The sequence below is a fragment of the Sporosarcina jeotgali genome (genome assembly GCF_033304595.1).
Taxonomy (GTDB): Bacteria; Bacillota; Bacilli; order Bacillales_A; family Planococcaceae; genus Sporosarcina; species Sporosarcina jeotgali.
In genome coordinates this window covers 1,534,045-1,551,874 of the sequence record NZ_CP116341.1, presented here as the reverse complement: position 1 = coordinate 1,551,874, position 17,830 = coordinate 1,534,045, and the positions used below count along the sequence as shown (strand labels likewise).

Genomic DNA, 17,830 nt, shown 5'->3' with positions numbered 1-17,830 from the left:
AAAGCGTATACTGAGATTATGAAGGTACTACATACTTTTAGGAGGAGATTTTTTTGAAACGATTAGAAAACAAGGTAGCAGTTGTCACAGGTGCAGGTTCCGGGCTAGGACGCGAGATTGCAGAACTGTATGCACGTGAAGGAGCAAAAGTGGTCATCGCAGATATGAATATGGAAGGTGCGGAAGAAACCGTTCAAACGATTAAAGCTGCAGGCGGGGAAGCACTTGCAGTAAAGACAAATGTTACTGCTGAAGAAGACGTACAGCGCATGATCGATACAGCTGTTGAAACGTTCGGCACACTTGACATTCTAGTGAATAACGCCGGAATTATGGACAACATGTATTCAGCTGGAACGATCACTGATGATGTGTGGGACAAAGTATTGGCGATTAATACAACAGGAGTCATGCGAGCAACACGTAAGGCGCTATCCATTTTTGAAGAAAAACAAGGCGGCGTAATTGTCAATATGGCTTCCATTTCTGCACTTACAGGCGGGCGCGGCGGACTTGCATACACAGCTTCTAAACACGCAGTTGCCGGGATGACGAAAAACGTAGCATCTCATTACGCTCATTTGAATATCCGCTGTAACGCGATTGCACCAGCAACCGTTCCGACGAATATCACAAACAACTTAGTGCAGCCAGACAAGCATGGCATGGAACAAGCGATGAAAGGTGTTAGCCAATTAAGCCGTCCAGGTACGAAAGAAGAAATCGCGAACATCGCTCTATTCTTAGCATCAGACGAATCTTCTTACGTAAACGGTGTGATTATGCAGGCAGACAACGGCTGGTCTTCCTACTAAGATCTATCTAGTTACAACAAACGACTTCCTATTAAGGGTGGTCGTTTTTTGTTTTAATTAACCTAAAAGGTAATATTCTAAAACTCGAAAAGTTCAACATATATTGTTGTGTATATACGTTGAATTTTTGAATCCTCAACGTTTACAAACAAAAAATAAAGGCGTATACTTAAATAGTTAGATAGGCTAACTAATCATTTAAAACTTGAAGTGAGGCGAGACAATGCATATTGAACATCAGTTCTTCAGGAGCTATGTCAAACTGTATCGACCTGTGGTGAATCAGCTAAATAAGCTGTTGCTGCATTACGATTTGTATAACGCGCAATGGACAATCCTGAGCTTGTTGTCACGAAAAGGTGAGATGACTTCCGCAGAAATTGCTGAAGAACAGATGATGGAAAAACCATCTGTTACAAAAGTAGTGAAACGACTCCATGAAATGGGGTATCTTGATGTAACTCAAGGGCAAGATAAGCGTGAGAAGTTATTGAGTTTGTCAAGTGAAGGTCAGCAGATCACGAAAAAAATTCAAGAAAAACTGCTTCCGGTTTATGAACAAATTTTAGCTGGTATTCCTGAGCAAGAGATACACGCTGCAAAACAGGTGCTAGATCACGCATATCAAAATTTAACGAACTAATGGAGAGGGTCTTTATATGGAAAAGAAACAAAACTTATGGACAAAGGACTTTATCTTTATTTCAATCATTAACTTTTTCTTAATGCTCGTCATGTATATGTTAATGGTAACCATTGCTCCATTTGCAGTTGAAGAGTACGGAGCCTCTGCAAGTATGGCAGGGCTGGTTTCAGGTATATTCATTATTGGTACGTTATTAGCTCGTCTGGCTACGGGCCGTGTTATTGAAAGTATCGGCAGCAGAAGGATCTTGTTCTTTGGTCTGATTCTATCTGTTGTAGGGGTTGCATTATATTTCATCGCACACTCACTGCCCGTTCTTTTAATCGTCCGCTTTATACACGGACTTGGACTCGGAATTGCCTCAACCGCAACGGGGACTGTCATTGCGCAAATTATTCCGCCATCCAGACGAGGTGAGGGAATCGGGTATTTCAGTTTGAGTACCGTTCTTGCAACTGCAATCGGCCCGTTCTTCGGGATTTACTTAAGTCAGCACACAGATTTCACATGGATTTTCATATTCAGTTTAGTACTTGGTATTATTGGCTTGGCAATGTTCTTCTTTGTCGATAAACGTCCGGAAGAAGCACCGCAGGAAGTTGTCGAAACAAAAGAAGCACCTAAAGGGCTAGCGAATTACATCGAAAAATCTGCATTGCCGATTGCGGTAATCACATTACTTGCAGGTATCGGATATTCAGGAGTTTTGTCGTTTCTGTCATTTTATGCAAAAGAAGCAAATCTTGTCGGTGCGGCCAGCTTCTTCTTCTTGATTTACGCACTTGCCATTTTAGTTTCCCGTCCGTTTTCAGGGAAGCTGCTTGACCGCAAAGGGGGAACGTTCGTTGTCGTACCATCCTTAGTTTTGTTTGCAGGCGGTTTATTACTATTGAGTCAATCACATACTGGTCTTATCCTGCTTGTTGCAGGTGCCATTATTGGACTCGGTTTCGGGAACTTCCAATCGTGTGCCCAGGCCATTGCACTCATCGGTGTACCAATTAAACGAATCGGAATCGCAACGTCTACGTTTTACATCTTCTTAGACTTCGGTTTTGGATTAGGTCCATACTTCTTAGGTAACATAGCAACTGCTTATGGGTATCGAGATTTATATATGATCCTCGCAGGTTTGGTTGTAGTAGCGCTTATTCTTTACTTGTTAATTGGACGTAAAAAGCGTCCGGTTATTCAATAAATAAAAAAACGGTTCTCCAGCAGACGGAGAGCCGTTTTTTTAAGAAAGAACCCGTTCAAATCCAAGAAAACGAGTACCTTGAAAACTTAACTTGCCAATGTCTCCCTCAGCTAACATTCCGTACTGTTTACCGCTCATTTTAAACTCCTGCCGGTCACCGCTTTCATATTCAAACGTCACATAGTAGGAGGTGGTTGCACCTGTATCACCAGTTCCGCCAGACGTTTTGGTGCGTTTCGTTTTCACATGAGCAGCAACGGTGATCTGAGGGGAGTTGTTGTTTTTACCCCATTCTGCTGTTCCTTTAATTATTGTGAACAGAATAACTCCCACGACAATACAAAAGATAACTGCGAAAAAGGGCGGGACTCCACCAAAGGAAGAATCATCAAAAGGATCCATACTCAAACCGCCTTCCTGTTTCTTTAGTATATACGAGTTCCCATGCAAACGGTTTCAAAAAAAGAATCTATTTTTTAATAGATATTGCTTTGCATTCTTAAAATTATATGATATTCTATTAATACTTTAACGGACTAAAGCAGTGAAGCGGAGGAAACTGATATGAAGATGAAAAAGTTGAAACTTGCGTTAGCAAGTATTGGTGTCATTGCACTTTTAGCGGGATGCGGTAATTCTAAAGAAGCTGCAAATGGTGAAAAGGAGTTAGTTATCGGGGTTGATGATAAATTCGCTCCTATGGGATTCCGAGATGAAGCCAATGAGCTTACTGGGTTTGACATCGACTATGCAAAAGCTGCTGCAAAGCACATGGGTATGAAAGCGAAATTCCAGCCAATCGATTGGAAAGCGAAAGAAACAGAATTGGCAAGCGGACGAATCGATCTTATCTGGAACGGGTATACGATTACAGACGATCGTAAAAAGAAAGTTCTATTTACAAAACCCTATTTAAGTAACGCACAAGTAGTTGCTGTTCTAAAAGATTCGAACATTAAGGACTTAGCAGATCTTGAAGGTAAAACAGTGGGACTTCAAGCGTTGTCTTCAGCAGCTGATGCGCTGGAAGCCAATCCAATTGCTGATAAAGTGAAGAACAAAACCGAATTTGCAGATAATGTATTGGCACTTTCTGATTTAAAAAGCAAGCGAGTGGAAGCAGTCATTATCGATGAAGTCGTAATCGACTATTACATGTCTAAAGAAGACGGTACGTTTAAAGTACTTGACGAAACACTCGCTCCAGAAGAATATGGTGTCGGTGTGAAAAAAGGGAACGACGATTTATTGAAAAAACTGCAAGATGCGCTGGATACAATGAACGAAGATGGAACAGCAGCACAAATTTCCGAAACATGGTTTGGAGAAAACAAAGTTTTAAAGTAAGTCACGGTTTCTAGTTAGGTTGGAGGGGTCTTCATGTCACCAGATTATTTAGTATCGATTTTAAAACCAATGCTTGAAGGGGCGCGTGCAACGATTCTGTTGTTTGTGATTGCAATTGTTGCTTCAATTCCGCTGGGGTTCTTGCTGACACTTGCGGTTAACAGCAAGTTCAAACCGCTGTCGTGGCTGGCGAACACATATATTTATCTCATGCGCGGAACGCCGCTCTTGCTGCAATTGCTGTTCTTCGTATTCGGATTGCCGCTCATCCCGGTTATCGGGGAATACCTCGTCATGGATCGCTTCGCAGCGGCTGCACTGGCTTTCGTCCTGAATTATGCTGCGTATTTCGCAGAAATTTTCCGCGGCGGGTTACTTTCTATTGATAAGGGTCAATATGAAGCTGCTCAAGTCCTTGGACTGAACAAATGGCAGACAACAACTCGAATAGTCATTCCTCAAATGATTCGAATTGCGCTTCCAGCTCTTGCAAACGAATCGGTGACACTCGTGAAAGATACGGCACTATTGTATGCAGTGGCTGTACCAGAATTGCTGCACTTTGCGCAGACTGCAGTTAACCGGGACTTTACAATCGTTCCATTCGTAATGGCGGGTATTATCTATCTGCTGATTACCGCAGTATTGACACTCGTGTTCAAGTGGCTGGAACGACGATTCCATTATGTATGAGGAAGGTGAATAACAATGGCATTGATTGACGTAGTCGATATGAAAAAATCATTTGGGAATATTGAAGTCTTGAAACAGATAACATTCCAGGTTGAGAAAAACGAAGTAGTAGCTGTCATCGGGCCCTCGGGTTCCGGTAAAAGTACAATGCTTAGAAGTCTCGCTCATCTAGAAGAAATTGAAGGCGGAACAATCCGAATAGACGGGGAACCGCTTGTACATGACGGTGTCTATGCGAGCACTGCCGATATCCGTAAGATTGGCAGGCGTATTGGAATGGTGTTTCAGCACTTCAACCTGTTCCCGCACTTAACAGTGAAACAGAACTTGGCGCTCGCTCCGAAACTGGTTAAGGGTGAACCCATAGAAAAACTCACTGGAAGAATTACAGAACTTCTGGCTAAAGTCGGCCTTGCGGATAAAGTCGATGCGTATCCGGCGAATTTGTCTGGCGGACAAAAGCAACGCGTTGCGATTGCTCGTGCACTAATGATGGAACCAGAAATTCTTTTGTTCGATGAACCAACATCCGCACTCGATCCAGAATTGACCGGGGAAGTGCTCGAAGTTATGAAAAAGCTGGCAGAAGAGAATATGACGATGATTGTTGTTACTCACGAAATGTCGTTTGCGAAAGATGTTGCAACAAAAGCGTTATTCATGGCGGATGGTCAGATTATCGAAGAAGGTGTACCAGCAGAGATGTTAACAATTCCGACACATGATCGGACAAAAGCGTTCTTAGCGCGCACTTTGAGCTGATGTGAAGTGGCTCGGCCTTTCCTCGTATGATAAACTGGAAAGGTACGACAATTTACTAGCAATGGAGTGGTAACGTTGAAAAACGCGTCTTCTACAATTGAAACGCCTATAAAAAAACGCAATTACAAGCCGTTCATCATCATTGTATCGGTCATACTAATCGGTGCAATCGGGATCCTTTCAGGAATTCCCGGTGCTAAAAACTTTGATGCATTTGATATTACAATTCTTCCAATGCTCAATGCCATCTTCAACACATTTACCTTTCTATTTTTAGTAGGCGCATTGATTGCCATTAAAAAACGCAATATCAAGGTACATAAAGGATTCATATACGCTGCATTCGTGACAACGTTCTTCTTCTTGATCACCTATGTCATGTATCACTTCTTAGCGGAATCAACACCATTCGGCGGCAGCGGATTCATGAAAGGATTCTACTTCTTCATTCTTATTACGCACATTATTCTAGCAGCAGCAATTGTACCGCTGGCATTAACTAGCGTAGCCCGTGCATGGAACGGAGAAATCGAACGCCACCGTAAAATTGTCCGCTTCACCATGCCGATCTGGCTCTACGTCAGTTTCACCGGCGTTTTAGTCTATCTCCTCATTTCTCCTTATTACTAAGTTATCGTTTAAAGGAATAGACCATCATCAGCAACACCATCTGCTATCTATAGTCGAAAAAGCACGGACACCCCGTTAATAATGGGTATCCGTGCTTTTTCATCTTACAACTCCTGATAGGGCTTCATAAACCGTCCGCTATCCTTCACTTCCGCGTGATACAACGCCTTCAACGCGAAAGCCCGCTCCAGCTCATGCTCTTTCATAATCTGAGTCAACCGTGTAGATAGTTCAGGCTCCTTTTTCACAAGCTGCGCCATCTTCTGCTGGTTATATTGCATATTCCATTCCGCCTCCGTTCTTTCCATGCCATTGCTATAGTATATCACGCATCCGTCTGTTTTTCGATATCCATACAAAAACCCCTTAACCGAATTAACGGAAAAGGGGACTACTGTTTCTGGTTTATAAAATCGTACGATTGTACTCGTCTAAATCATGATCAGCTCTGCGCGGATAATCTCCATCCACAAGTACTAAAATTTTACCTTCATCGAAATGTGTGTTGTACTGGCGTGCTTCTTCTTCAGGAATTCCCATGCCGATAAGTGCGCCAGCTAAACCGCCGACTCCTGCACCTGCAGCTGCTCCGGTAATTCCTGCAACAATCGGTCCTGCAGCAATAATCGGTCCAATTCCTGGAATAGCAAGAGCTCCAATGCCCGCAAGAACACCGCCCAGACCTCCTAATACACCGCCCGTTGCTGCACCTGTAGCTGCGCCATCTGTAGCGTGCGTTCCAGTTTCTTCAACCACTGTATCGACTTGTTCGCGTTCTTTACTAATCACTGAAATTTCATCTGAAGAATAGCCTTGTCGCTTTAAATCCTCAATTGCTAAAATCGCATCATTTTCACTGTTATAGTAACCTACTACTTGTCGTTTTACCATGTTGAACCGCCTCCTGGAATTTTTACTGATAGAATTCGTTGCTAGTTTGAGAATACCCGTGCCGTACTTTCTGAAACCTTTTCAATCACCACATTTCATAATTTGAACGTTCTATCTAGATGAAGAAGTTTTAAAAATTATTTTTTATTGAATAACAGGTTTTAGTTCTGACGAGTAGGGAATAAAACTAAGAAAGATTTTTTAGGGGGAACTTACATATGGATCAGACAGATGCGCATCAGAAGCGCAGGAAGTTAACGAAAACGCTTAAACCATCATGGGTCTTCGCAATTGCGCTGGGATCTTCAGTTGGGTGGGGAGCCTTTATCCTTCCAGGTGATTGGATAGGAGAATCAGGTCCACTTGGCGCTATGATTGGTTTGCTAATCGGAGCGCTCGTGATGATGGTCATCGCATCAAGCTACGGAGTAATGATTAAGAAATTCCCAGTTTCCGGGGGAGGATTTACATATGCCTTTATAGGGGCAGGAAAAGTTTGGGCATTTATATGCGGGTGGTTTTTATCACTTGGATACATATCGATTGTTGCATTGAACGCCTCTGCATTTTCATTGCTTCTCAAGTTTTTAGCACCCGGTTTCATGAAGCAATTTTATTTATATAGTGTTGCTGGCTGGGATGTCTATTTGCCAGAAGTTATTATATCTTCAGTAATCATCTTGTTGTTCGCTTTCATTAATTCAACAGGTACTAACATTTCAGGCCGTATTCAGTTTTACTTCAGCATTCTATTAGTTGCTGGTGTTGTACTGCTTGGAGCATTTACATTTGGTATAACAGAAGCACCATTTGAAAATATGAAACCGCTTTTCAGCGGCAGCCAATCTATTCTGACATCAATTCTGGTCATATTGGCAATCGCTCCTTGGGCATATGTCGGATTTGACAATGTTCCTCAAGCAGCAGAAGAGTTTAATTTCTCACCGCGGAAAGCGACAATGCTCATTGTAGCCTCATTATTTGCATCATTCCTTATCTATGCGGTAATGATTGGTCTTACGGCGTGGACATTCCCTGCAGGTTCTTCTGTAGGGGATGGCAGTCTTTGGCTGACAGGTGAAGTCGTGAATTCTGCACTCGGTTATGGCGGTCTAATCGTAATGGCTGTTGCAATTATGATGGGGATTTTCACAGGATTAAACGGCTTCTATATGTCTTCAAGCCGCTTGCTCTTTTCCATGGCGCGCGCACGTGCACTGCCTGATATGTTCCGAACGATTTCGAAGAAAAATCAGACGCCTGTCTGGGGGATTTGGTTTGTAACGCTCATTACTCTTCCTACTCCTTGGTTCGGACGCCAAGCACTATCTTGGATTGTCGATATGTCTTCTACAGGAGTATCAGTCGCATACATGTTTACATGTATCGCTGCGTATAAAGTACTCGCTTGGGGTGCTGAAGAAGCCAATCGTGAAATTGCTCCCATTAAAAAAGGACTGGCGTTATTCGGAATAGTGGCTAGTATCGCGTTCTTACTATTATTGCTCATACCATTTTCTCCGGCTTCCCTGACAACACCATCTTATATTCTGTTAGTCAGCTGGGCAGTACTTGGAGGTATTTTCTATAGTGTCATCCAGAAGCGCTATAATAGTCTAACCCAGGAAGAAACAGAGTATTATATGCTTGGGAAGACAATAGAGTCTGAAGTTGATACTACTGTAGAAGTGAAAACGGAGCGGCCTAAGCCGAAAAGTACAGATACAACGGGAACAGGTCTTCCTACGTAATTCGACATATAATTTTAAGATGACAGCATGTCCCTCGTAGTACGATGGGGCATGTTGTTATTTTCAGTCAATTATAGGCATTTCGTAGGTTAATACTTGCCATTACTAGGAGTAATCGATTACAATTAATAATAAATTAGGTGTTTTCCAATTGTTTAATAGGACGGAGGGTTTGATATGGCTTGCAGAACCGCGTGTATAGTTACGGAATTACAAATAGAAGTTAGGGTTGATGACCCAACAAAACATACGATGCTAACAGAGCATATGGAACGACTCAAGGTTCTGTCAGCTTTTGATAAAAATAATGAAGGCAGCTCAGTATTCACTGTGACAGAAGCCGGACTCAGAGACTTAACGGACTTTGCTCAAGATTATTTGGATGTCACACAAATGTTCTTTAGAATCGCAGGGGAGACAGAATGGAGAACCTTTGCACAAGTGGATGAAGTTTTTGCATCCCAATGGATTGATGATCTCATTCAGCAAGAACGTGTTATTTCGTATTATCAGCCCATTGTCGATGCGGACCGTGCTGTTTACGGGTATGAGTTACTGGCTCGTTTTCACTCGCCAAAAGGTCGAATGATCTATCCCGATGAAGCTTTTGCGGCAGCAAGAGCGCGTGGAAGACTTTATGCGCTTGATCGGTTATGCAGAATTACCGCAGTTCGGCATGCAGCGCCTCTTATCAATCAAAAAGCATTTATTAACTTTGTACCTACTTCTATCTATTCGCCTGAGTTTTGTTTGCAGTCAACGGTTGCAGTCGCGAATCAGTTTAATATAGATCCTTATCAACTCGTATTTGAAGTAGTTGAGACAGACAAAGTAGATGATGTTGAACATCTGAAGACGATATTAAGATATTATCGTGAAAAAGGATTCCATTATGCACTCGATGATGTAGGCGAAGGGTATAGTACAGTGGAATTGTTATCTGATTTACAACCTCATTATATGAAGCTAGATCGGTCATTTGTAGATGGAGTTGCTTTGGATAGTAAAAAACAAGAGAATGCAGAAATGTTTTTGATGAAAGCTAAAGAGAGCGGATCTGTGCCGCTTGCAGAAGGAATCGAACGGGAAGAAGATTTTAAATGGTTAAAAGAAAAAGGGTACCAGCTGTTTCAAGGTTACTTTTTTGGAAAACCTGCTCCATCCCCATTATAATAGAGGGAATTCAAGGACCGCCAAAATGTGCGGTCCTTTTTTAGGAGGGATTTCTTGAAAACAATTGTCTGGTTTAGAAATGATTTACGCGTTCATGATCATCCTGCTTTGAAAAATGCATCTGAATGTGGTGAAGTTCTTCCTGTCGTCATACTCCCTGACCGGGCGTTTCCAACAGCCTCTGATTGGTGGGTGTATAAATCTCTAACGCATCTTCAGCTAAAGCTAGTCGAGTTAGGAAGTGAATTGACAATTTTAAAAGGTAATCCCTCAAGCACACTATCCTTGCTAGCGGAAGAAACACAAGCAGACGCTATATTTTTCAATGGGCAAGTGGATCCTGTTTCTCGAAAAGAAGAGATGGTGCTGCTTGAACTCGAATCTTTATCCAAAGTGGATATTCAACGTTTTGATCCGAATATGCTGCTGGATCCTTCCCATTTAAAAACAGGAGCTGGTCAGCCGTATAAAGTTTTCGGTGCATTTTGGAAATCTTTGCAACAGCAGAAAATTCCTTGGCCGACCGCTGCTCCAGCTTCTTTGACGAACTGGGCGCACGAGATTACAGGTTCCATTCCTTTAAAAGAATCCGGTTTACGCTCCCCATTTAACTGGGATGCAACACTTGAACAAGCATGGGAACCAGGTGAAACTGCTTCTTTTGAGCAATGGGCAACTTTTCGCGACAAAAGGCTTCAGTTTTACGATTTCAAACGTGATTTCCCTTCGTTGAACGGTACATCCAGACTGTCTGGATATTTGGCGTCGGGAAATATGGGTATTCGAGCTCTTTGGCATGCAGTGAAGCGTGCACAAGAAGATGGAATTGCGCCTCAACCTGAAGCGTTCCTCAGACAGCTTGCATGGCGAGAATTTTCATATTACCAGCTTTTTCATTTTCCTGACATTACCGAGCGGCCGCTGCGATCAGAATTTCTCAATTTCCCCTGGCTTAATGATTCATCAGAATTTGAGTCTTGGAAAGCCGGTAAGACCGGGTATCCGCTCGTAGATGCGGGAATGCGTGAATTATGGGAGACCGGCACCATTCACAACCGCGTAAGAATGGTTGTTGCTTCTTTTCTTATTAAACATTTACTGGTCGATTGGCGAATGGGTGCGGAGTGGTTCCGTGAAACACTCATTGATTATGATGTTGCGAATAATACATTAGGCTGGCAGTGGGTTGCAGGCTCTGGTTTTGATGCAGCTCCGTATTTTAGAATATTTAATCCAACAACTCAAAGTAAGAAATTCGATAAAAGCGGAGAATATATTAGAAGATGGATTCCCGAATTAGCCAAACTACCAGATGTCCATCTTCACGAGCCGCAAACAGCATCTGAAGATGTATTAATGACAGCAGGTGTAGTTCTCGGGGAGACATATCCTCTTCCAATTGTCGACCATTCTGCCGCCCGAGCGCGTGCGCTTGATGCGTATGCGCTCATAAAAGGCAAGAAAGAGGAGTTAAGATGAAGAAATTTCTGCGTGCAACGATCTACGGACTAATTGGAGGGTTGATTCTAACCTTCCTGTTTAAATGGATTGAATCTTCTACAGGTGAGAAGGTCTATACATTCTTACTCAACGTAGATTACATACCTGTAGTAGGGAACATTGCATTTCCAGAGTGGCTGGAAGTGTTCTTTCATCTCGTTGTCTCAGTTTTAGTGGCAATTGGATTTTATGTGATGTACCTATTGCGCCCCTTATGGAAAAAACATGCTCTTACGATTTGTACTGTAGGCAGCATAATTATAGGAATTGCTCTATTTCCGACTACAGCGCTATCCGACCGGACTCCAGCGCTAACGGACGGTATTTCACTGCTTTACTGGCTCATCGGTCACGCAATTTTCGGAGCAGTGTTAGGTATCCTTTTCAAATTTGAAAGGCAGACTATTTTATAGAAAAAGCACTTCAGCTGTCAGTTAGACAGGCCTGAAGTGCTTTTTTTGAATTAATGGAAAATCCCAGCTTCTTTCGATTTTTTCAAGAGTTTGTTCGTTCCTTTATTGATGCGTTCTTTGAGAAATGCCCCGAACAGGATAAAGGCGATTGAACAGCAAGCCAGGAACGACAAGTCTTTTGCTACGCGTTCCCAAACGATGCCGCCAACTGCTTCACGCATGACATCGATCGCATACGTGAATGGAAGAAACGGATTGATGATACCGAAAAAGTCCGGCAGTAAGACAACTGGATACGTTCCTCCTGATCCTGCTATTTGCAAGACGAGCATGACAATTGCCATCGCTTTACCAACATCTCCAAAGACTGAAACGAGCGTGTAAACAATTGACATGAAGACGACGCTAATAATCACTCCAAAGACCACAAACCAGATAGGTTCACGTATGTGAACATCAAGCAGTAACAAATCACCTGAAACGACAATGAGCATTTGCAGTAAGCCAATTAATCCAAATGTCAGAAGCCGTCCAAAATAGACTTGTCGTGTTGTGAACTCCTCTCCATGCACATCTGTCGACAACAATGAGATGAGGAGGAGACAGCCTACCCATAGGGAAAGGACAGTGTAGAATGGAGTCATCCCGGTTCCGTAGTTTTCAATCGAATACAGCCGGTTTTCTTTTAACTGAATCGGTTCTTCAAAGAAGCTTTTTTCAGCGTTTGGATCATTTTGCAGCAATTGAATAATTTCATTTATATTTGTTTCACCTTGAATGCTGCGAATTTTGTCCGCCAGCTGATTCACTTTTTCAGAGACGTAAGGATACTCTGCCACAGCTTTTTGAATCGTTTCCTTTCCCTCTGCTAAATCCTTATCCGAGTTACCTAGAATTGTTTGCACTTTCGGAAGAGTGGACTGGATTTCCGTTAAAAGTCCTTTGGCTTGTCCGAGAGTTCCTTTGGCCGTTGAGATTTCTTTCTTTACAGTAGGTTCAATAGTATTTACATATTCTTTCATAAATGCATCCAGTTCAACAGATGTATTTCCTGCGATTTTTTGTAAGTCATCGACTGCCTGGTCCAATTCTTCAGCTTTTCCTGTAACCACGGTATTTACTGATCGAGCATTCGTTTGCGCTTCTTGCAGCAACTTTTTCAGATTGTCCGTTTTTGTAATCGCCTCATTCAATTTCCCCGACAAGTTAGACGATGGAAGGGAAGGGGTTGGCTGCAGTTCGCTGTCCGGTTCTTCATCAGTACCAAGTGAAGGTTTTTCATTCGGTTTCGGCAGCTGCTGAACCAATTCTTGCAGGCGAATAAGATCTTGCTTGACGCCATCCACCCGTTCAATACTCGCTGTCATTCGGTCGTCCAGCGTCTTTTTAGCGTTGTCGAGTTCCGTGAAATCTAACTGAATTCCTTGAAGTTGCTTTAAAAAATCATTCGCCTGATTCGAAATATCTGTGACTTTTTTCAAATCGGCTTTAATCTTCGGCGACATTTCATCTAACTTTTGTTCGGCTTCGTTTAAGTAACCAACCGTTCGATTGATTTGGCCGAGACCGTTATCAGTGACTTGTTTCGCTTCAGGCAGTTTCCCTTGAGCTTCCTGGATAATCGACTGAGCGTCTGTTGCATCACCAAGTCCGCGATTCAGCAGATTGTAGATTTCAGGTAAGCTTTTTTCTGCTTCAAATATATAATTTTCGAATCTTTGTACGTCTGGCAAATCAGCTTGCAATTCGAGTCCTAACGAATTGAGTAAATCAAAAATCACGCCGTTCACTGTAGATACGAACTGACTGCTCACTTTTTCGACAATGACTGTCGCACCTTTTTCAGTAATTTTAGGTGCAATCGAGTTAAGTTTCTCATTCACAAAGTAATCGATCTCCGCTTTCTTAGGATTCCCGGAAACGACAGAAGCAAGCTGCTCCGATAAATTTTCCGGCAACACCATTACGGCGTAATAATCTCCATACTCAACGCCGTCCATTGCTTCTTTCTTAGAAACAAAATGCCATTCCATTGATGGATTCTTCTTTAGCGTGGATACGATTTCTGCACCCGTATCGATATGTTTATCCTGCACATCCGCTCCTTTGTCTTCATTGACGACAGCAACTGGTAATTTATCAGTCCTGCCGTACGGGTCCGAAGATGCATAAATGTTGAGCCATGCATACAAAGAAGGCAAGAAAATTAAGCCGCCAATTAACACAGCAGCGACCCAGTTTGTAGAGATGTTGCGCACATCCCGTTTAAAAATTGAAAAGATATTGCGCATTCGTCTGCCTCCATTCATTTAACGATTTGCGTCTATCCTGTCTGATTTTAAGAAGCAAGGTGTTGGGCTCTAAATCAGATGTTCTCCTTATTCACTAGAATACCCAAAAACCCCCTATCCTGAACGTCAGGAGCAGGGGGTTTTGGATGTTAGGCAATCAAACCGTCTTTCATCGTTACAATGCGATCAGCATAAGGTAACATTTCTTCATCGTGCGTGACCATAAGTGTTGTGATTTTAAGTGTTTTAGTTAAGTTTCGGATGATTTCCATCACTTCTTTGGAACGTTTAGAATCAAGACTTGCTGTTGGTTCATCTGCAAACAGCATTTTCGGCTGGTGGATGATGGCACGTGCAATTGCGACACGCTGCTTTTCGCCTCCGGAAAGGGAAGAAGGGTACGCCTCTTTCCTATGCGACATGCCGACAAGATCAAGCACTTTTGCTACTTCTTGCTTTTGCTTTTTTTTGTTCAACTTCGTTTCTGCCACATCCAGCATGAGCAGCAGCTGATCTTCTACTGTCAAAAAGGGAACGAGGTGTGAAGACTGGAACACAAATCCGAATTCGCTTGAACGGATTTTCCGGATTTCTTCTTGACTCATTTGCGTCATATCATGACCTTCAAAGAGTACTTGACCGCCGGTTGCTTTTTGCAACCCTGCTGCAATCGTCAGGATTGTTGACTTGCCCGAACCAGATGGACCAACGAGAGCAGTTATTTCGCCTTCATTTAAGTCAAGATCCACACCTTTTAATATCTTCTCACTGACATCACCCGTTTTGAATGTTTTTTCGACATCTTCAATTGTGAAAATCGCCATTTTACATCTCTCCTTGTTGGATTGCCTGCAACGGCTCCACTTTTTTGATTTGGAATCCGGAAATGGTCGCTCCGATAAATCCGATGACTAAGAATACACCAGACAATAACAATGAAGTCTCAAGCGGCAAGCTGAACGGCATACCTGCAGGAGCAACCATACTGAACACTTGGCTGAGCCCAACAGATAATACAAGCGCAACAGCTGTAATAAGCAGCATTTGGTACCACATCATACTGAATAGCGAAATGGTTTTCACACCGATCGCTTTCAAAATACCGTACAATCCGATTTTCTGTACATTCATCATATAGAAGAAAATCGCAAACAGCATACCGCTAATAACAACAAGGAACCAAATGATCATATTAAGTGACATTTGTTCAGCACCATAACTTGGAATTGTGTTCAAGAATTCTTTATTATTGAATGCTTCCAGTCCATTAATAGAATCAGGGCTATCCGATCCTGGAATGAAAACCGTCTGCATTTCCATCACACGATACATTTCTTGATAATTTTTCATGCTGATGAACGCAACAGGTGCGTGGCTATACGTTTGCTTTTCAGCGAATCCAGCAACTTTGAACTCTCCACTGAACTGGTTGTTCGTCAAAATGTCGCCGACTTTGATTCCTTCATCTTTCATTGAAGCGTCTAACACGACTTCATTGTCTTTGACATTCGGAAATAACTCACTGTCAGTAGACGTCACAAATGCAACACTGTGCTGCTTGTCTTCTGCATCGTTGACAAAGCCCATTTGAATGGACATTGCCGTCGCACCTTTATAGTCTGAGAGCATCTTGTCTTGCTGTTCCGTGTCGATCTTAGAAAGGTTATACGTTTGCTTTGCATCTTCATTTAAGTAGAACTGACCATTTGGTACGTTTTTAATGAGGGCTGCGTTGTCTTCTGACAATCCGTTTGCAAGCCCAGAGATGATGAACGTCAAGAAACTGACCAGGAAGATGATTGAACCGAGTATCAAGAATTTCATTTTACTTTTTTTAACTTCTTTCCACGCCATTTGCATGAAAAACACCTCCGTTATTGATTACCTTCAGTTTACGCTTCCAACATGAACGCTACATAAACACAGCATTACAAATTACGTGATGATTTACGGTTACGCAAAATTTTCCAATCTTTACGTAATCCTTGGAAACAATATGGTATAATTATCCGGAACAAAAGAGTTAACATTCGGAAAAATGTTCTTGTTTTTTCATACATATTTATAGAAGGTTTTAATGAACTCTCAACTTGTAAGGAGGAATTCTGATGGAAACGAGCATGATGTTTTCAATATTACCCATTCTTTCACTGCTTTTTTATCTAGTACCACTGGTGTTCATTATTTGGTTTTTACTTGCTTTCATTAAATTACAGAAAGAGAAAAATCAAATTTTGAGAACTATTGCAGAGAAGATAGAAAAATTGTAATCAAGAATAAAATTACCAAGTTGGATTTCGGAGTTATTATAGATGATCTACTGAGGGGGAAATAAGATGCAGGATATACAGCTAACCAGAACTTTTATAAACTTTGCAAAAACAGAATGCAAGGGTTCCAGTGAACTTTATGAATTTTTGTCTTTGAAGGTCGCAGAAGACGATGTCCTGCTCGATTTGTGCCAGTCAGTTCAAAAGGGACAGCCTGTACCTAACCTTTTATTTGGAGCAGTTCATTATCTTCTATTAAAAGGGAATGAACATCTATTAAGAAGTTATTATCCAAGCATCACAAATCCGTCCAAAGATATAGACAGCAGAACTTTTAGCAGTTTCAAAGATTTTTGTAATAAGTATCGTGATGAAATCATTTCAATTTTAGAAAGTAAAAGGGTTCAGACAAATGAAGTTAGACGATGCGGCTATCTTTATCCTATTTTCTCCTGGATCTACAACGAAACAGAAAAACCGTTGTCACTTATAGAAATCGGTACAAGTGCAGGTCTGCAGCTTTTGTGGGATCATTACAGCTATTCATACGGAACTGCCGAAACGTTCGGCACTAAAGACGCCCATCTGCACATTACTTCAGAAGTCAGAGGAGACCATTTTCCAAAATTGCGTTCTGAAAGTCCTCCCATCGCATCAAAAATCGGACTCGACCTAACTATCAGTGATTTGTCCAATCCTGAAGATTATTTGTGGTTACAAGCACTCATTTGGCCAGAACATCAAGAACGATTGGAGTTATTCCACAATGCTGCTGAATGTTTGAAAGAACATCCAGTAAAACTTGTAGAAGGCGATGGAGTACAATTACTGCGTGACGCTGCTCAAACAATGCCCGAGGATTCTGTAATCTGTATTTTTCACACCCATGTCGCAAACCAGATCCCAGCTGAATCTAAATATGAACTGCTCGAAAAGATTGCGGAAATCGGAAGAGAACGAGATGTCTTTCACATATACAATAATATGTGGGACCGGCAACTCCACCTCGATTATTACAAAAATGGAGAAGAATTTAAGAATACGATTGGCGATACAGATGGACATGGAAGATGGTTTGAATGGAATTTATGAAACTTGTCTTTAGTAGTGGAAGTTCCCATTCATCAAGTTTTTTGAGAAAGTAATGATTGTGTAGTCATTCAGATTGATTGGTTGAAAAATTAGAAGGTGGTGCAGAGGAAATGGTATGGGGAACGATTCTGCTATCCATTGCAAGTTTGTTTATCTTGTATGTTGTCATTTTTTCTGCAGTAAAGGATGGGATAGACAAGTCAGAAGTTGGTCAGCTCATCAAAACTCAGTTTAGCGTTCAAGAAAAGAAGGTTACGATTAGTGATGAAGAAATCGAAAAAGAATTAGAAGACAACTTTAAGAATTAATATGTGCACATAACTGACTAGTGATCCACATCATTTCACGTAATTCACAA

At 41.9% G+C, this 17,830-nt stretch carries 20 protein-coding genes; 14 read left to right on the top strand and 6 right to left on the bottom strand.

What is annotated here, in order from left to right:
- Window positions 1-53 precede the first annotated feature (53 nt).
- The 3 genes from PGH26_RS07595 to PGH26_RS07585 all read left to right on the top strand — a co-directional run bounded on the left by PGH26_RS07595 (window position 54) and on the right by PGH26_RS07585 (window position 2,659).
- Window positions 54-815, top strand: coding sequence for a glucose 1-dehydrogenase (locus PGH26_RS07595; protein ID WP_323693383.1), 762 nt, complete (start codon window positions 54-56; stop codon window positions 813-815).
- A gap of 223 nt (window positions 816-1,038) precedes the next feature.
- A complete protein-coding gene (locus PGH26_RS07590) occupies window positions 1,039-1,458 on the top strand; it encodes a MarR family winged helix-turn-helix transcriptional regulator (protein WP_323693382.1) in 420 nt (139 codons plus the stop codon).
- A 16-nt stretch (window positions 1,459-1,474) separates the two neighbouring features.
- Window positions 1,475-2,659 (top strand): MFS transporter, encoded by a 1,185-nt coding sequence (locus tag PGH26_RS07585; protein ID WP_323693381.1) that lies wholly within the window; start codon window positions 1,475-1,477, stop codon window positions 2,657-2,659.
- Between the two features lie 39 nt (window positions 2,660-2,698).
- Here PGH26_RS07585 and PGH26_RS07580 read toward each other — a convergent pair whose 3' ends face one another.
- On the bottom strand, window positions 2,699-3,061 hold the full coding sequence (locus tag PGH26_RS07580) for a DUF2500 domain-containing protein (protein ID WP_323693380.1): 363 nt from the start codon (window positions 3,059-3,061) through the stop codon (window positions 2,699-2,701).
- A 168-nt stretch (window positions 3,062-3,229) separates the two neighbouring features.
- On the opposite strand from PGH26_RS07580, the gene PGH26_RS07575 reads away from it, so the two are divergent.
- The 4 genes from PGH26_RS07575 (at window position 3,230) to PGH26_RS07560 (ending at window position 6,091) form a co-directional block, all read left to right on the top strand.
- A complete protein-coding gene (locus tag PGH26_RS07575; RefSeq protein WP_323693485.1) occupies window positions 3,230-4,006 on the top strand; it encodes an amino acid ABC transporter substrate-binding protein in 777 nt (258 codons plus the stop codon).
- A 33-nt stretch (window positions 4,007-4,039) separates the two neighbouring features.
- The gene (locus tag PGH26_RS07570) at window positions 4,040-4,699 is read left to right on the top strand and encodes an amino acid ABC transporter permease (RefSeq protein WP_323693379.1); all 660 of its coding nucleotides are present in this window, start codon (window positions 4,040-4,042) and stop codon (window positions 4,697-4,699) included.
- Between the two features lie 15 nt (window positions 4,700-4,714).
- Window positions 4,715-5,461 carry an amino acid ABC transporter ATP-binding protein gene (locus PGH26_RS07565; RefSeq protein ID WP_323693378.1) on the top strand — a complete coding sequence of 249 codons (747 nt, stop codon included), beginning with the start codon at window positions 4,715-4,717 and terminating at the stop codon, window positions 5,459-5,461.
- 75 nt (window positions 5,462-5,536) lie between these two features.
- Complete coding sequence (locus tag PGH26_RS07560; RefSeq protein ID WP_323693377.1) at window positions 5,537-6,091, top strand: DUF420 domain-containing protein; 555 nt, start codon at window positions 5,537-5,539, stop codon at window positions 6,089-6,091.
- 104 nt (window positions 6,092-6,195) lie between these two features.
- Here the strand turns inward: PGH26_RS07560 and PGH26_RS07555 are convergent, their stop codons facing one another.
- Window positions 6,196-6,372, bottom strand: coding sequence for a hypothetical protein (locus PGH26_RS07555; protein ID WP_172643578.1), 177 nt, complete (start codon window positions 6,370-6,372; stop codon window positions 6,196-6,198).
- Window positions 6,373-6,496: 124 nt separating this feature from the next.
- On the bottom strand, window positions 6,497-6,982 hold the full coding sequence (locus PGH26_RS07550; RefSeq protein ID WP_323693376.1) for a general stress protein: 486 nt from the start codon (window positions 6,980-6,982) through the stop codon (window positions 6,497-6,499).
- A 218-nt stretch (window positions 6,983-7,200) separates the two neighbouring features.
- Between PGH26_RS07550 and PGH26_RS07545 the strand changes: the two genes are divergently transcribed.
- The 4 genes from PGH26_RS07545 to PGH26_RS07530 all read left to right on the top strand — a co-directional run bounded on the left by PGH26_RS07545 (window position 7,201) and on the right by PGH26_RS07530 (window position 11,819).
- A complete protein-coding gene (locus PGH26_RS07545; protein ID WP_323693375.1) occupies window positions 7,201-8,733 on the top strand; it encodes an APC family permease in 1,533 nt (510 codons plus the stop codon).
- A gap of 177 nt (window positions 8,734-8,910) precedes the next feature.
- Entirely contained in the window at window positions 8,911-9,906 is a 996-nt protein-coding gene (locus PGH26_RS07540; RefSeq protein WP_323693374.1) for an EAL domain-containing protein, read from the top strand.
- A gap of 54 nt (window positions 9,907-9,960) precedes the next feature.
- Window positions 9,961-11,385 carry a cryptochrome/photolyase family protein gene (locus tag PGH26_RS07535; protein WP_323693373.1) on the top strand — a complete coding sequence of 475 codons (1,425 nt, stop codon included), beginning with the start codon at window positions 9,961-9,963 and terminating at the stop codon, window positions 11,383-11,385.
- Complete coding sequence (locus PGH26_RS07530) at window positions 11,382-11,819, top strand: hypothetical protein (RefSeq protein WP_323693372.1); 438 nt, start codon at window positions 11,382-11,384, stop codon at window positions 11,817-11,819. Before PGH26_RS07535 ends, PGH26_RS07530 begins: the two co-directional genes overlap by 4 nt.
- A gap of 50 nt (window positions 11,820-11,869) precedes the next feature.
- On the opposite strand, the gene PGH26_RS07525 is transcribed toward PGH26_RS07530, so the two are convergent.
- The 3 genes from PGH26_RS07525 to PGH26_RS07515 all read right to left on the bottom strand — a co-directional run bounded on the left by PGH26_RS07525 (window position 11,870) and on the right by PGH26_RS07515 (window position 15,970).
- Window positions 11,870-14,110, bottom strand: a complete 2,241-nt coding sequence (locus PGH26_RS07525) for a YhgE/Pip domain-containing protein (RefSeq protein WP_323693371.1) — start codon at window positions 14,108-14,110, stop codon at window positions 11,870-11,872.
- Between the two features lie 149 nt (window positions 14,111-14,259).
- Window positions 14,260-14,934 carry an ABC transporter ATP-binding protein gene (locus PGH26_RS07520; RefSeq protein WP_323693370.1) on the bottom strand — a complete coding sequence of 225 codons (675 nt, stop codon included), beginning with the start codon at window positions 14,932-14,934 and terminating at the stop codon, window positions 14,260-14,262.
- A gap of 1 nt (window position 14,935) precedes the next feature.
- Window positions 14,936-15,970 carry an ABC transporter permease gene (locus PGH26_RS07515; protein WP_323693369.1) on the bottom strand — a complete coding sequence of 345 codons (1,035 nt, stop codon included), beginning with the start codon at window positions 15,968-15,970 and terminating at the stop codon, window positions 14,936-14,938.
- A gap of 248 nt (window positions 15,971-16,218) precedes the next feature.
- Here PGH26_RS07515 and PGH26_RS07510 point away from each other — a divergent pair, with 248 nt between their 5' ends.
- From PGH26_RS07510 to PGH26_RS07500, 3 genes are all read left to right on the top strand, one after another.
- A complete protein-coding gene (locus PGH26_RS07510) occupies window positions 16,219-16,380 on the top strand; it encodes a hypothetical protein (protein WP_323693368.1) in 162 nt (53 codons plus the stop codon).
- Between the two features lie 66 nt (window positions 16,381-16,446).
- Window positions 16,447-17,472, top strand: a complete 1,026-nt coding sequence (locus tag PGH26_RS07505; RefSeq protein ID WP_323693367.1) for a DUF2332 domain-containing protein — start codon at window positions 16,447-16,449, stop codon at window positions 17,470-17,472.
- A gap of 110 nt (window positions 17,473-17,582) precedes the next feature.
- Window positions 17,583-17,780: a hypothetical protein gene (locus PGH26_RS07500; protein ID WP_323693366.1), complete on the top strand. Its 198-nt coding sequence runs from the start codon at window positions 17,583-17,585 to the stop codon at window positions 17,778-17,780.
- The last annotated feature ends 50 nt before the right edge of the window (window positions 17,781-17,830 follow it).